This is a genomic window from Achromobacter aegrifaciens (assembly GCF_902859735.1).
GTDB lineage: Bacteria > Pseudomonadota > Gammaproteobacteria > Burkholderiales > Burkholderiaceae_B > Achromobacter > Achromobacter aegrifaciens.
On record NZ_CADIJY010000001.1, the window covers coordinates 72,236 to 86,437 of the forward strand.

Below are 14,202 nucleotides of genomic sequence, written 5' to 3' on the forward strand. Positions count from 1 at the left end.
ATGAAGCGCGCCAGTTCTTGTGCGAGAACTGGCGCGTTTTACTCATCTGCGATCGTGCACTTGCGGGAACCCGCGGCCCGTATGCCTATCTAAGGCCTGTGCTTTCGATCCAGCCCATGTGATGGGCGAACAGCACGAACAGGAACAGGGCCACCGATAATCCGATGCGCACCGTCAGCGCGTTGACCGTTCGGCTGGTGGTTCCCTTGTCCCGCATCAGGTAGACCAGGGCCGATGCCAGGCTGGCCAGAATCCCGATAAAGGCCAGGACGACGAAAACGCGCATGGTGGTCTCCGGACGAATCAGAGTAGTTATTGTAGAAATATGGCCCGACCGCATTCAACCCGATACACGGTAGCCGCCTTGCTGTTGCTGGGTGCCGCCGTGGTCATCCTGGCATCGCTGGGGCAATGGCAATTGCGCCGCGGCGATGAGCGACGCGCCATTCTGGCCGCTATCGAAGCGGGCCGCAAGCAAGCGCCGCTGCCCTTGAGCCCGGCTACCGACCCCGCCGATATGACTGCCTGGCGTTCGGCCCAGGCTACCGGGGTCTGGCTGCCGCAATTCAGTGTACTGCTGGACAACCGCAACCATGACGGCAAGCCCGGCTATTGGCTGGCCACGCCGCTGCTGCTGGACGCCGATGCGCGCCGCGCCGTACTGGTGCTGCGCGGCTGGATTCCGCGCGTCATGGGGGTTCAGGGCCAGGGCCCCTCGCAGCCGCCGCTGCCCGTCACGCCCGAAGGGCCGCAGACGGTGGCGGGCGAGCTGTCGCCTCGCGTGCCGCGTCTGTTCGAGATCTGGTCGCTGGGAGGGTCGGAGCAGTCCGCCTTGCCGGCCTCGCTGCCCGTGGCGGGCGGCGTCTTGCCGCAGGTGCAGAACCTGCCGCTGGACGCATACGCCAAATCCACCGGCCTGGCCCTGCTGCCCACGGTGCTGTCGCAGGCCGCGGGCAACGCGGACGATGGCCTGGTGCGCGACTGGCCGCAGCCGTCCGTGGACTTTCAGCAGAACACGTCCTATGCCGTACAGTGGTTTGCTTTTGCCTCGATTGCCGCCGTCGCATGGCTGGTGGTGCTGGGGGGCGCCATCCGGCGCATGCGGCGCGCGCAGAACGCGCCCGGCGCCTGACCGGGACGCCGACTCTTAACCCGCAAGACGACAGGATACAAAGTGGCTCGCGACCTTTCCTCTACCAAGCCCGCACGCAAGCGCTCCCTGATGCCGATGCTGCTGGTGTTCCTGTGCTCGCTCGCACCCATCGTCGCGGCGGTCGTGGTCTACATGAATCCGCAATGGTGGCCCGATGAGTCCAGCAATTACGGCGCGCTCCTGAATCCGCAGCGGCCCATGCCCGCGGCCGCGGAGTTGCGCCTGACCACGCTGGACGGCCAGCCCTTCGACCTGCAGAGCCTGAAGGGCAAATGGTTGCTGGTGGCCGCCGATGGCGGCGCCTGCCCGGAAAGCTGCGCCCGCAAGCTCTTCATCGCGCGCAACAGCCATGCCAGCCAGGGCAAGAACGTCGACCGGCTGGCGCGCGTCTGGTTCATCACCGACGATGCGCCCGTGCCGGACAAGGTGCTGGAAGCCTACAAGGGCACGGTCATGGTGCGCGCCAATCCAGACCAATTGGCGCGGTTCCTGCTGGCGCGCGATACTGCGGCGGGCCAGCCCGGGCTGGAGGCGCCGATCTGGGTGATCGACCCGCTGGGTAACCTGATGATGCAGTACCCTGCCGAGGCCGATGGCGTGAAGGTGCGCAAGGACATCAGCAAGCTGGTCTACAGCTCGAGAATAGGCTGAGCCTCGGGCTGGCATGGTTTCAATGCGTCGCGCGCATCGCGCGCGGCGTTGCAGATTGGATGTTTATGGAAATCGAACGCATCAAAGCGCGTTATCGCAAGCTTGTTTTCTTTACCTGGTTCCTGACGCTGGACCTCATCATGTTCGGCGCTTTCGTGCGGTTGACGGATTCCGGCCTGGGTTGCCCCGATTGGCCCGGCTGCTACGGCAGCGTGACGCCGCTGGGCGCGATGGGCGACATCCACGAGGCATCGCAGGCCATGCCTTTCGGCCCGGTCACCTTGTCCAAGGCCTGGATCGAAATGATCCACCGCTATGTCGGCACCATCCTGGGCATGCTGATCATCGGCATCGTCTACATGGCGTGGCGTTACCGCGGCCAGCTGGGCCGTTCGCCCAAGTTGGCCGTCGTGACGCTGATTGCGGTTTGCGTGCAGGGCGCGTTCGGCGCCTGGACCGTGACCCACAAGCTGATGCCCGTCGTCGTGACCGCGCACCTGGTGTTCGGCCTGTCGGTGCTGGCGCTGATGACCTGGCTGTCGGCGCGCGAGCGTCCGCACCTGGCCGTGGCGGCTGCGGCCGCACGCTGGAAACCCTGGGTGGCCGGGGGGTTTGCGCTGCTGCTGGTGCAGGTGACCCTGGGCGGTTGGGTCAGCACCAATTACGCCGCGCTGGCCTGCATGGATTTCCCCATGTGCCACGGAGCCTGGGTGCCGGAAATGGATTTCCATGGCGGCTATTCGATCATCCGGGCCTTGGGCGAATTGCCATCGGGCGAGATGATTTCCCAGCCGGCGCTGACCGCGATCCACTGGGTCCACCGCAATTTTGCCTTCGTGGTGTTCCTGTACCTGGGCATACTGGCCTGGCGCCTGCGCGCCGAGCCCGGGCTGCGCGGACCGGCCACGCTGATGCTGGCGCTGCTGGGCGCGCAGCTGCTGACCGGCTTGACCACGATCTTTTTCCAGTGGCCGCTGTTGATCGCGGTGCTGCACAATGGAGGCGCCGCCGGCCTGACCCTGGCCGCGGTGGTGTTGATGGTGCGTTTGTCCACAGCTGGACGTGCGCCCGCCGGGGGCTACGGCCCCAATTCGGTGCGCGTTTAAAATAGGGCCCACTATGACCAGTATTGCCGCTCCCCAGCCCGGATTGTTCCGCCAGTATTTCGTCCTCACCAAGCCGCGTGTGACGCAGTTGGCGGTGTTTTGCGCCGTGATCGGCATGTTCCTGGCGGCGCCCGGCATTCCGGACATGCGCCGCGTGCTGTTCGGCACCCTGGGCATCTGGCTGCTGGCCGCGGCCGCGTTCGCCATCAATTGCCTGATCGAACAGGAAATCGACGCCCGCATGCTGCGTACCGCGCGCCGCGGCACGGCGCGCGGCACGATTTCGGCTTTCCAGGTGCTGAGCATGTCCGGCCTGCTGGGCGGCGCCGGCATGTTCGTGCTGTATCACCTGGTCAACCCGCTGACCATGTGGCTGACCTTCGCCACCTTCGTGGGTTACGCCGTCATCTATACCGTCATCCTGAAGCCGCGTACGCCGCAGAACATCGTCATCGGCGGCCTGTCGGGCGCCATGCCGCCCGCGCTCGGTTGGGCGACCGTGGCGGATTCGGTGCCGGCCGAGGCCTGGATCCTGGTGCTGATCATCTTCATCTGGACGCCGCCGCACTTCTGGGCGCTGGCGCTTTACCGCAACCACGATTACGCCAAGGCCGGGCTGCCGATGCTGCCGGTCACGCACGGCAACCAGTTCACGCGCCTGCACATCCTCTTGTACAGCGTTGCGCTGGTCGCCACCACGCTGTTGCCCTATGCCATCCGCATGAGCGGCGAACTCTACCTGGTGTCCGCGCTGGTGCTGGGCGGCATGTTCGTTTCCTATGCATGGCGGCTCTATCGCGCCTACAGCGACGAGCTGGCGCGCAGCATGTTCCGTTTTTCCATACTCTACCTGGCGCTGCTGTTCGGCGCCCTGCTGGTGGACCACTGGGTCGGCCTGCTGCGCTGATCCCCTGGAGGTTGTCGATGTCCGTGTTTTCCACCAGCCGCCGGCTGGTCCTGCGCCTGGGCGCAGCCGCTGCTTTCACCGTCGCCCTGGCCGCCTGCGGCGACAGCGCGCCCGTATTCAAGGGCAGCGACATCAGCGGCACCCAATTGGGTCGCGGCATGGAGCTGGTCGATTACAACGGCAAGACGCGCCAGCTGTCCGATTTCGCCGGCAAGGTGGTGGTCGTGTTCTTTGGCTTCACGCAGTGTCCGGACGTGTGCCCGACCTCGCTGGCCGAGCTGACCGAAGTCATGAAGAAGCTGGGGCCGGACGCCGACCGCGTCCAGGTGCTGCTGATTTCGGTGGATCCCGAGCGCGATACGCCCGAGGTCCTCAAACAGTACGTCACCGCCTTCGATCCGCGCTTCCTGGGGCTGACCGGCACGCCGGACCAGGTAAAGAAGGCCGCCGCATCCTTCAAGGCCTATTACGCCAAGGCGCCGACCAAGGACGGCAGCTACACCATGGACCACACGGCCGCGTTCTACCTGCTGGACGGCAAGGGCGAATCGCGCGTGCTGGCCAACAACAACATCGGGGTGGAAGCCCTGACGCAGGATATCAAGGCCCTGCTCAAGGGCTGATCAGGCGGCCGTGCCGGCTTACTTGCCGGCGGCGGCCCAGCCGGCAAGCGCGGCGCGGGCCGGCTCGCTCAGTTCTGCGGCAGGGACCTCGCGCCGGTGCGCCATGATCATGAGCGCGTAAGGGGTGGCCAGCGCGGCAGCCTCGGGACACAGGCGGGATTCGTCGCCCACCGACGGCGAAATATTGCGCCAGTAGTTGATGGCCTGTTCGAGCTGGGGCAGGGTAATGGGATCCATCCGCCTATTGTCCACGAATGGGAATGGCTGTCCACCGGCCCGCGTCCTGCAAAGAAGCGTCACCATCGCAACACGCCGAAACCGTGCCTGGGTGCTATACCACTGCCGGTTAGTAACGATGGAGCATCGTCATGAATACATCCGCCAAAATTGAATCTGCGCGCCGCGCCATCCATCCCCTGGTCGCTGCCGCGGCGATCGCCGTCATCGTCATGTGTACGGTGGGCGTGGCCGCCGTGATGGGCTGGCTGCCCTCGCCTTCGGCCAACCCGCATGCCGACGAACCCGTGGCCGAGGCCGGTCCCGAAGACGCCAACCTGGCGCCCGCGCCGCAGGCCGCCGTGCCGCCCGCGCCCGCGCAAGGGGCGCAGGCGTCCGCTGCGCCGCGTCCCCAGGCTCAGGCCCAGGCGCCGGCTCCCGCCCAGCGCCCCGCGCCCCAATCGCCAGCGCCGCAAGCCTGCGCCACCTGCGGCGTGGTGGAATCGGTCCGACAAGTGCAGGTACCCGTCAAGGACAATAGCGACCACCTCATCGGCACCATCGGCGGCGGCGTGGTCGGCGGCGTCGTGGGCAACCAGTTCGGCGGCGGCAGCGGCAAGACGGCCCTGACCGTGCTGGGCGCGGTGGGCGGCGCTTTGGCAGGCCGTGAAGTTGAGCGTAATATCAGACAGCAACAAACGGTGACGCACTATGAACTCACGGTGCGCATGAATGACGGCAGCACGCGCCAATTCCGCAGCGCGCAGCCGTTCGCTTTTGCGTCGGGCGATCATGTGCGCGTGGAGAACAATCAGCTGCTGCGCGGATGATCCCGCCTGCCGGCGACATCTGTCTTAGGGGAGACCAGGAATGAGCGACCAACACACGAACCCGTTCGTTCTGCCCGGCATGGGCCAGCATTCCGACCTGTCGGGCAACCCGCTCCTGGCCAGCATGGAAATGATGCGCCAGGCCTGGGCGGGCCTGACCGGACCTGGAGGCCTGGCCAGCAGCCTGCCCATGGCTCCCCCGATGAACCTGGAAGACCTGGACCGCCGCATCGCGGAACTCCGCTCCGTGGAAAACTGGCTGCGCATGAACCTGTCCATGCTGTCCAGCACGATCCAGGGCATGGAAGTCCAGCGCTCCACCATCAGCACGCTGCGCGCCTTCGTGGACAGCGCCGCCAATCTGGACATGGGGGCCTTCCAGGACAGCGGCGCGGCTTCGCCGCTGGAAGTCGTGCTGGGCTTGAAGCCCGGCCCCAAGTCCGCGGCCAAGGTGACGGCCTCCAGCCCTGCCGCCGAAAGCGGCAAGGCCAAGGGCGAAGAGCCCGCAGGGCAGCAGCAATCCGCCGCGCCGGGCATGAGCGAACAAATGGGCGCCGCGGCGCAATCCGCTTCCAAGGCCTGGTGGGACCTGCTGCAGCAGCAGTTCAACCAGATCGCCGCTGCCACTGCGGCTTCCATGCCGGCGGCACCTGCAGCTCCTGGCGCCGATGCCGCGGCCAAACCCAAGCCGGGCGAATCCAAGGCCGCGGCCGCGCCCGCAGCCAAGGCGTCCAAACCGGCGGCCCGCAAGTCCGCCGCGCCCCGCAAGGCCGCCAAGAAAACCGGACCGGACGCCAACTAGCGTCGGTCCTCTCCTTAAATCGTCGGGCGAGACGGCCGCAAGGCCTCTCGACCGCCACTCAACATACTGGAACCTATGCTTAACGTAGTAATTCTTGCCGCCGGACTGGGTAAACGCATGCAGTCCGATCTCCCCAAAGTTCTGCACACGCTGGCTGGCAAGCCGATGCTGGGCCACGTGCTGGACAGCGCGCGCCAACTGAAGCCGGCGCGCATCATCGTTGTGGTCGGCCACGGTGCGGACCGCGTCAAACAGGCCTACGAAGGCCAGGCGGACCTGCACTTCGTGTTGCAGCAGCCGCAGCAAGGCACCGGCCACGCCGTGCAGCAGGCCGTGCCGCTGCTGCTTGAAGGCGATGGCAAGGACGATGTGACCCTGGTGCTGTACGGCGACGTGCCGCTGGTGCAGCCCGAGACCCTGCAGCGCCTGTTGGACGCGCGCGGCACTGGCGCCGCCGTGCTGACCGAGGTGCTGGCGGATTCCACCGGCTACGGCCGCATCGTGCGCGACGCCAGCGGCAACGTGTGCCGCATCGTTGAACACAAGGACGCCTCGGACGCCGAGCGCGAGATCAAGGAAGTGAACACCGGCATCCTCAGCGCGCCGACCGCGAAGCTGAAGGACTGGCTGTCCCGCATCGACAACAACAACGCCCAGGGCGAGTACTACCTGACCGACGTGGTCGGCCTGGCGGTGGTCGACGGCGTGCCGGTGGGCGCGGCCCAGCCCGGTGCGTCCTGGGAAACGCTGGGCGTGAACAGCCGCGTGCAGCAGGCCGAACTGGAGCGCCGCTGGCAGGCCGAGCAGGCTCGCCGCCAGCTGGAAGCCGGCGTCACGCTGGCCGACCCGGCGCGCTTTGACGTGCGCGGCTCGCTCACCTGCGGACGCGACGTGTTCATCGACGTGGGCTGCGTGTTCGAAGGCCAGGTGTCGCTGGCCGACGGCGTGCGCGTGGGCCCGCATTGCGTGCTGCGCGACGTCAGCGTTGGCCCGGGCACGCACATCGAGGCCTATAGCCATCTGCAGCAGGCGCAGGTCGGCCGCGATGCGCGCGTCGGCCCCTACGCCCGTCTGCGTCCGGGCGCCGAACTCGGCGACCGCAGCCACGTCGGCAACTTCGTCGAGATCAAGAAGAGCGTGCTGGGCGAGGACAGCAAGGCCAACCACCTGGCCTACATCGGCGACGCCGACATCGGCGCGCGCGTGAACGTGGGCGCGGGCACCATCACCTGCAACTATGACGGCGTGAACAAGCACCGCACCGTCATCGAGGACGACGCCTTCATCGGCTCGGACACGCAACTGGTGGCGCCGGTGCGCGTCGGCCGCGGCGCCACGCTGGGCGCAGGCACCACCCTGACCCGCGACGCGCCGGCCGAGAAACTGACGGTCTCGCGCGCCAAGCAGGTCACCGTCGACGGATGGCAGCGCCCGGTCAAGAAATCGTGACGGGGCAGAGCGGAGAGGCGCCGGCCAACGGCGCCAAGCCCGCGCCGCCCGACGGCCTGCCGACGCCGCGCCGTTACTGGGCGGCGGCCACCGTGATGACAGGCATCAGCCTGTCGGTTCTGGACACCACCATCGCCAACGTGGCGCTGCCCACGATCGCCGTCGACCTCAACGCGTCGCCGGCCCAGGCGGTCTGGATCGTGAACGCCTACAACCTGGCGGTGGTGATGATGCTGCTGCCCTTGTCGGCGCTGGCCGAGCGCATCGGCTTTCGCCGCATGTTCACCTTCGGCCTGATGCTGTTCACCCTGGCCTCGCTGGGCTGCGCCCTGGCCGGCACGCTGTGGCAGCTGACCGCGGCGCGGGTGTTCCAGGGCATAGGCGCGGCGTCGCTCATGTGCATGTTCGGCGGACTGGTGCGCAACATCTACCCGTTGAAGCTGCTGGGGCGCGGGATCAGCATCAACGCCACCACCGTGGCCATCATGTCGGTGCTGGGACCGACCATCGGTTCGGCCATCCTGTCGGTGGCGCCCTGGCCCTGGATCTTCGCCGTCAACCTGCCGATCTGCGCGCTGACGATGCTGGGCCTGCGGCATCTGCCGGAAGTGCCGCGCAACAACGTGAAGCTGGACTGGATCAGCGCGCTGCTGTGCATGCTGACCCTGGGCGTCTTCATTTCGGGCGTGGACATGATGGGCATGGACCTGCTGCGCGGCATCGGCCTGGTGGCGATCGCCACGGTCATCGGCCTGGTTCTGGTGCGGCGCGTGGGCAAGCAGCCAGCGCCGCTGGTGCCGGTGGATCTGCTGCGCATCCGTCCGCTGGCCTTTGCGGTAGGCGCCTCGGCCTGCACCTTCGCCGCGCAGATGGCGTCCTACGTGTCCCTGCCGTTCTATTTCCAGCAGGTGCTGGGGCGGCCGTATCTGGAGGTGGGCATGCTGATGGGCGCCTGGCCCGTGGGCACCGCCATCATCGCCCCGCTCGCGGGGCGGCTGTCCGACCGCTATTCGGCCGCCACACTCAGCGGCATGGGCGCGGCGGCGATGGTGGTCGGCATGCTGTGGCTGGCGGCGCTGCCGGCTACGGTGTCGAATTGGCCCATTGTTGCGGGAATGTTCGTGGCGGGGATGGGCTTCGGCTTCTTCCAGACGCCCAACAACCGCGCCATGCTGTCGGCCGCGCCCCGTTCGCGCAGCGGCGCGGCGGGCGGCCTGCAGGCCACCACCCGGGTCTTCGGCCAGAGCTTCGGCACGGCGCTGGTCGCGATCGCGTTCAGCATCAGCCTGGCCCATGGCCCTGGCCTGGCGCTGGTGCTGGGGACCATCTGCGCCGGGCTGGCGGTGGTGGTCAATACGGTTCGCTTCAGCAAGTTGCGGCCCTAGGGCGGTCCCGCGAGGCCGCCATTGTGGCGCCGGCGGGCTTGGGCCCCCGGCCGCTTCTATAATGACGGCCGGCGCCGGATTGAGTCATCTGGCGCAACGATTACCTATTTTGAAGGCGTTCAGGCATGAAGATCACGGTCGTGGGTACCGGTTACGTGGGGTTGGTGTCGGGGGCGTGCCTGGCCGACATGGGCAACGACGTCATGTGTCTGGACGTGGACGCGGCGAAGATCGCCCTCTTGCGCCAGGGCGGCATTCCCATCTATGAGCCGGGCCTCGAAGACCTGGTGCGCCGCAACGTGCAGGCGGGCCGCCTGCATTTCACCGACGACGTCGCGCAGAGCGTGGCTTTCGGCGACGTGCAGTTCATCGCCGTCGGCACCCCGCCCGGCGAGGACGGTTCGGCCGACCTGAAATACGTGCTGGCCGCCGCCCAGAACATCGCTCGCCACATGACGTCGCGCAAGCTCATCGTGGACAAGTCCACCGTGCCGGTGGGCACGGCCGACAAGGTGCGCGATGTCGTGGCGCGTGAATTGGCCGCACGCGGCGTGGACATCCCCTTCAGCGTGGCGTCCAACCCCGAGTTCCTGAAGGAAGGCGCCGCCATCAACGACTTCATGAGCCCGGACCGGGTCGTGGTTGGCGCGGACGACGACTACACCATCGGCGTCATGCGTCGCATCTACGAGCCCTTCCAGCGCACCCACGACCGCCTGATGGTGATGGACGTGCGTTCGGCCGAGCTGACCAAGTACGCCGCCAACGCCATGCTGGCCACGCGCATTTCCTTCATGAACGAAATGGCGAACCTGGCTGAAGCCCTGGGCGCGGATATCGAACAAGTGCGCCGTGGCATCGGCGCCGACCCGCGCATCGGCTATCACTTCCTGTATCCCGGCGCGGGCTACGGCGGCTCCTGCTTCCCCAAGGACGTGCAGGCGCTGGTCAACACAGCCGCCGAGAACGCCTTGCCCATGCGCGTCATCGAGGCCGCCGAGGCTGCCAACCACGCGCAGAAATTCCGCCTGTCCGAAAAACTGGTGGCGCGTTTCGGCGAAGACCTCAAGGGCCGCAAGATCGCGCTGTGGGGCCTGTCCTTCAAGCCCAACACCGATGACATGCGCGAAGCGCCCAGCCTGACTGTCATCGCCGAACTGACGCGCCGCGGCGCCGAGGTGCGCGCCTATGACCCCGTCGCCATGCACGAGGCCGCGCGCGCGCTGGCCGGCAAGCCCGGCATCAGCTTCGCCACCGACATGTACGACGCGCTGGACGGCGCCGACGCGCTCCTGATCGCGACCGAATGGAAGGTCTTCCGCGCGCCCGACTTCGATCGCGTCAAAGCCCTGCTCAAGACCCCGCTCATCATCGACGGCCGCAATCTCTACACGCCCGCGGACGTGCGCGGCCTGGGCTTCGAGTACTCGGGCATCGGCCGCGCATGAAGATCCTGCAGCTGAACTTCGAGAAGGGCTGGCGCGGCGGCGAACGGCAGACGCTGTACTGCATGCGCGCATTCCGCAAGGCTGGCCACGACGTCGAAGTGATGTGCCGCGAAGGCGCGCCCTTGGCCGAGCGCGCGCGCCAGGAGGGCTTCGTGGCCCATACCTGCCGCAACGTGCCGGGGCAGCTGGCCTTCCTGGCCGGCGCCGGCCGCTACGACATAGTTCATGCCCAGACCGCCAACACCATCACCTGGGCGGTCCTCACCAAATGGCTGCACCGCCGGCCGGTGGCGTTTTCCCGCCGCACGTCCTTCGTGGTCAAACCCGGCGACGAATGGAAGACCGGCTTCAAGTGGCGCCACGCCGACCTGTTTGTGGCGATCAGCGAGATGGCCGCCGGCGAGCCGCGCCGCCTGGGGATCGAGCCCGTCATCATCCGCAGCGCCGTCGAGCCGCACCAGATCGACACCGAGAATGTCGCCCAGCTGGTGCGGGAATTCGATCTGGCCGGCAAGAAGGTCATGGCCACGTCGGCCGCGCTGATCCGCGACAAGGACCCGGTCACGCTGGTGCGCGCCGTGGCCGAATTGGCCAAGACGCGCCGCGACTTCGTGTTCCTGCACTTCGGCGCCGGCGGCGACCGCGAGCAGCAGGCCAAGGATGAGGCGCGCAAGCTCGGCATCGAGGACGTCTATCGCTTCGCCGGCTTTCGCAAGGGCGTGGAAGATTTCTACAGCATCCTCGACGTGTTCGTCATGAGCTCCGAGGAAGAGGCCCTGGGCAGCAGCGTGCTGGATGCTTTCCTGCAACGCGTGCCGGTGGTGTCCACCGATGCTGGCGGCCTGAAGGAAAGCCTTGCCGACGGACGCGGCGTGCTGTGCGCCGTGGGTGATTTCCAGGCCATGGCGCAGGGCATGGCGCGCTGCCTGGACGACGCGGCCTTCCGCCAGGAAGTCACCGAGCGCGCCTATGCCTACGTGCGAGACGAGCACGACGTGCAGAAGATGGGCAACCGCTACCTGGCGCAGTTCGATCGCGTGATCGCCCGCCGCTGATCCGACCTGCCTCAGGTCCGCAGGTCTATCCGGGTCTCGAACTTGGCGCGATGCACCGAGAAGAACGTGCGCACATTGCGCACGTTGGCCTGCGCGGTGAAAGCGCGGTGCACCAGCGCGTGATAGGCCGGCATGTCCTTCACCTGCGCGATCACCACGAAATCCGGCCCGGGCGAGACCCGGTAGCACTGCAGCACCGCGGACTCGGCCAGCATGCTTTGCTCGAACGCGTCCAGGCTCTCAGCCGCCTGCACGTCCAGCGTGATCTCGACGATGGCGGTCAGCGTGCTGCCCAGCTTTTCCGCCGCCAGGATGGCCACCTGCCTGTCTATCACCCCTTCATCCACCAGCCGCCGCACCCGCCGCAGGCAGGTCGGAGGCGAGGCATGCACGCGTTGCGCCAGCTCTTGGTTGGTCAGCGAGCTGTCTTCTTGTAACTGTTCAAGAATGCGCCGGTCCAGATCATCCAGCTCTGGCAGGGAAATCTGTGCGTTTTGCATGATTAATTTCAAAAAAATGATCTGGAAGAAATATTATTTAATCACAATCATGTAAGGGAATTAACTTCCATTTTTAACTGCATAAAGAAATCAAATTTCTTGCGGGGACGAGCACAATGCGTCGGTACACGAACTTACCGGAGCACTCTCCTATGTGCGGCATTGTTGGCGCCGTCGCCCAGCGCGACATCACCCCGATCCTCGTTGAAGGCCTCAAGCGCCTTGAGTACCGCGGCTACGACTCCTGCGGCGTCGCCGTCTACGCCGACGGGCATCTGCGCCGCACGCGCAGCACGCAACGCGTGGCCGAATTGGCCGAACAGGTTGCGCAGGACAAGGTCAGCGGCTTCACCGGCATCGCCCACACCCGCTGGGCTACCCACGGCGTGCCGGCCACGCACAATGCCCACCCGCACTTCTCGCGCCTGGGCAACGACGAGCCGCGCATCGCGCTGGTCCACAACGGCATCATCGAGAACCACGACGAACTGCGCGCCGAGCTGCAGGCCGTGGGCTATGTCTTCGAAAGCCAGACCGATACCGAAGTGATCGCGCACCTGGTCAACCACCTGTATGCCGGCGACCTGTTCGAAGCCGTGCAGAATGCCGTGCGCCGCCTGCATGGCGCCTACGCCATCGCCGTGTTCTGCCGCGACGAGCCGCACCGCGTGGTCGGCGCGCGCCAAGGCTCGCCGCTGGTCGTGGGCGTGGGCCAGAACGAGAACTTCCTGGCTTCCGACGCGCTGGCCCTGGCCGGCACCACCGACCAGATCATCTACCTGGAAGACGGCGACGTCGTCGACCTGCAGCTCTCGCGCGTCTGGATCGTGGACGCCAACGGCAAGAACGTGGACCGCGAAGTCCACACCGTGCATGTGCATACCGGCGCGGCCGAACTCGGCCCTTACCGCCACTACATGCAGAAGGAAATCTTCGAGCAGCCGCGCGCCGTGGGCGACACGCTGCAGGACATCGAAGCCATCACGCCCGAACTCTTCGGCGACCAGGCCTACAAGATCTTCAAGGACGTCGATTCCCTGCTGATCCTGGCCTGCGGCACCAGCTACTACGCCGGCTTGACCGCCAAGTACTGGATCGAGTCCATCGCCAAGATCCCCGTGGCGGTGGAAATCGCCAGCGAATACCGCTATCGCGACAGCGTGCCCAACCCGCGCTCGTTGGTGGTCACGATCTCGCAGTCCGGCGAAACCGCCGACACCCTGGCCGCGCTCAAGCATGCGCGCTCGCTGGGCATGGAAAACACGCTGACCATCTGCAACGTGTCCACCAGCGCCATGGTGCGCGAGTGCAAGCTGTCGTACATCACGCGTGCCGGCGTCGAGATCGGCGTGGCTTCCACCAAGGCCTTCACCACCCAGCTCACCGCGCTGTTCCTGCTGACCCTGGCATTGGCCCAGGTACGCGGCCACCTGACCGAAGAGCAGGAAGCCGAACACCTGAAGGCGCTGCGCCACCTGCCCGTGGCCATCGGCTCGGTGCTGGCCCTGGAGCCCCAGATCATGGCCTGGGCCGACCGCTTCGCCTCCAAGGAAAACGCCCTGTTCCTGGGCCGCGGCATGCACTACCCGATCGCCCTGGAAGGCGCGCTCAAGCTCAAGGAAATCAGCTACATCCACGCCGAAGCCTACCCGGCCGGCGAACTCAAGCACGGCCCGCTGGCCCTGGTGACCGAGCACATGCCCGTGGTCACCATCGCGCCCAAGGACGAACTGCTGGAAAAGCTGAAGTCCAACATGCAGGAAGTGCGCGCGCGCGGCGGCGAGCTGTATGTCTTCGCCGATGCCGACAGCAAGATCCAGAGCGCCGAAGGCATGCACGTGATCCGCATGCCCGAGCACTACGGCAAGCTTTCGCCCATCCTGCACACCATCCCGCTGCAGCTGCTGTCGTACCACACGGCGTGCGCGCGAGGCACGGACGTGGACAAGCCGCGTAATCTGGCCAAGAGCGTGACGGTGGAGTAAGGCCGGTCGCCTCAAGAAAAATGCCGCTCCAGTAGCGGCATTTTTTTTCACAATATCCCGGACGACTCCTGCGGGCAAGAGAATAAATACAA

At 66.5% G+C, this 14,202-nt stretch carries 15 protein-coding genes; 12 read left to right on the forward strand and 3 right to left on the reverse strand.

What is annotated here, in order from left to right; all coding sequences use genetic code 11:
• Positions 1–85: 85 nt before the first annotated feature.
• Positions 86–286, reverse strand: a complete 201-nt coding sequence (locus HV766_RS00360) for a twin transmembrane helix small protein (protein ID WP_006224570.1) — start codon at positions 284–286, stop codon at positions 86–88.
• A 39-nt stretch (positions 287–325) separates the two neighbouring features.
• On the opposite strand from HV766_RS00360, the gene HV766_RS00365 reads away from it, so the two are divergent.
• The 5 genes from HV766_RS00365 to HV766_RS00385 all read left to right on the forward strand — a co-directional run bounded on the left by HV766_RS00365 (position 326) and on the right by HV766_RS00385 (position 4,440).
• Positions 326–1,132 (forward strand): SURF1 family protein, encoded by an 807-nt coding sequence (locus HV766_RS00365; protein ID WP_175180354.1) that lies wholly within the window; start codon positions 326–328, stop codon positions 1,130–1,132.
• A gap of 90 nt (positions 1,133–1,222) precedes the next feature.
• The gene (locus HV766_RS00370) at positions 1,223–1,804 is read left to right on the forward strand and encodes an SCO family protein (RefSeq protein WP_054455444.1); all 582 of its coding nucleotides are present in this window, start codon (positions 1,223–1,225) and stop codon (positions 1,802–1,804) included.
• Between the two features lie 71 nt (positions 1,805–1,875).
• On the forward strand, positions 1,876–2,910 hold the full coding sequence (locus HV766_RS00375; protein WP_054455925.1) for a COX15/CtaA family protein: 1,035 nt from the start codon (positions 1,876–1,878) through the stop codon (positions 2,908–2,910).
• A 13-nt stretch (positions 2,911–2,923) separates the two neighbouring features.
• A complete protein-coding gene (cyoE, locus tag HV766_RS00380) occupies positions 2,924–3,817 on the forward strand; it encodes a heme o synthase (RefSeq protein WP_054455442.1) in 894 nt (297 codons plus the stop codon).
• A gap of 17 nt (positions 3,818–3,834) precedes the next feature.
• On the forward strand, positions 3,835–4,440 hold the full coding sequence (locus tag HV766_RS00385) for an SCO family protein (protein ID WP_175161974.1): 606 nt from the start codon (positions 3,835–3,837) through the stop codon (positions 4,438–4,440).
• 18 nt (positions 4,441–4,458) lie between these two features.
• Here the strand turns inward: HV766_RS00385 and HV766_RS00390 are convergent, their stop codons facing one another.
• On the reverse strand, positions 4,459–4,677 hold the full coding sequence (locus HV766_RS00390; protein ID WP_175180355.1) for a DUF3717 domain-containing protein: 219 nt from the start codon (positions 4,675–4,677) through the stop codon (positions 4,459–4,461).
• A 131-nt stretch (positions 4,678–4,808) separates the two neighbouring features.
• Between HV766_RS00390 and HV766_RS00395 the strand changes: the two genes are divergently transcribed.
• From HV766_RS00395 to HV766_RS00420, 6 genes are all read left to right on the forward strand, one after another.
• Complete coding sequence (locus HV766_RS00395; protein ID WP_119449870.1) at positions 4,809–5,486, forward strand: glycine zipper 2TM domain-containing protein; 678 nt, start codon at positions 4,809–4,811, stop codon at positions 5,484–5,486.
• Positions 5,487–5,526: 40 nt separating this feature from the next.
• Positions 5,527–6,288: a PhaM family polyhydroxyalkanoate granule multifunctional regulatory protein gene (locus HV766_RS00400; RefSeq protein ID WP_175180356.1), complete on the forward strand. Its 762-nt coding sequence runs from the start codon at positions 5,527–5,529 to the stop codon at positions 6,286–6,288.
• Between the two features lie 75 nt (positions 6,289–6,363).
• Positions 6,364–7,737, forward strand: coding sequence for a bifunctional UDP-N-acetylglucosamine diphosphorylase/glucosamine-1-phosphate N-acetyltransferase GlmU (gene glmU, locus HV766_RS00405; RefSeq protein WP_054455432.1), 1,374 nt, complete (start codon positions 6,364–6,366; stop codon positions 7,735–7,737).
• The gene (locus HV766_RS00410; RefSeq protein ID WP_175180357.1) at positions 7,710–9,122 is read left to right on the forward strand and encodes an MFS transporter; all 1,413 of its coding nucleotides are present in this window, start codon (positions 7,710–7,712) and stop codon (positions 9,120–9,122) included. The genes glmU and HV766_RS00410 overlap by 28 nt, the downstream gene beginning before the upstream one ends.
• Positions 9,123–9,247: 125 nt before the next feature.
• A complete protein-coding gene (locus HV766_RS00415; RefSeq protein ID WP_054455429.1) occupies positions 9,248–10,570 on the forward strand; it encodes a UDP-glucose dehydrogenase family protein in 1,323 nt (440 codons plus the stop codon).
• Complete coding sequence (locus tag HV766_RS00420) at positions 10,567–11,625, forward strand: glycosyltransferase family 4 protein (RefSeq protein ID WP_175180358.1); 1,059 nt, start codon at positions 10,567–10,569, stop codon at positions 11,623–11,625. The genes HV766_RS00415 and HV766_RS00420 overlap by 4 nt, the downstream gene beginning before the upstream one ends.
• Positions 11,626–11,636: 11 nt before the next feature.
• Here the strand turns inward: HV766_RS00420 and HV766_RS00425 are convergent, their stop codons facing one another.
• Positions 11,637–12,125: an Lrp/AsnC family transcriptional regulator gene (locus HV766_RS00425; protein ID WP_119449873.1), complete on the reverse strand. Its 489-nt coding sequence runs from the start codon at positions 12,123–12,125 to the stop codon at positions 11,637–11,639.
• Between the two features lie 152 nt (positions 12,126–12,277).
• Here HV766_RS00425 and glmS point away from each other — a divergent pair, with 152 nt between their 5' ends.
• Entirely contained in the window at positions 12,278–14,110 is a 1,833-nt protein-coding gene (glmS, locus tag HV766_RS00430; protein WP_054455423.1) for a glutamine--fructose-6-phosphate transaminase (isomerizing), read from the forward strand.
• Positions 14,111–14,202: the final 92 nt, after the last annotated feature.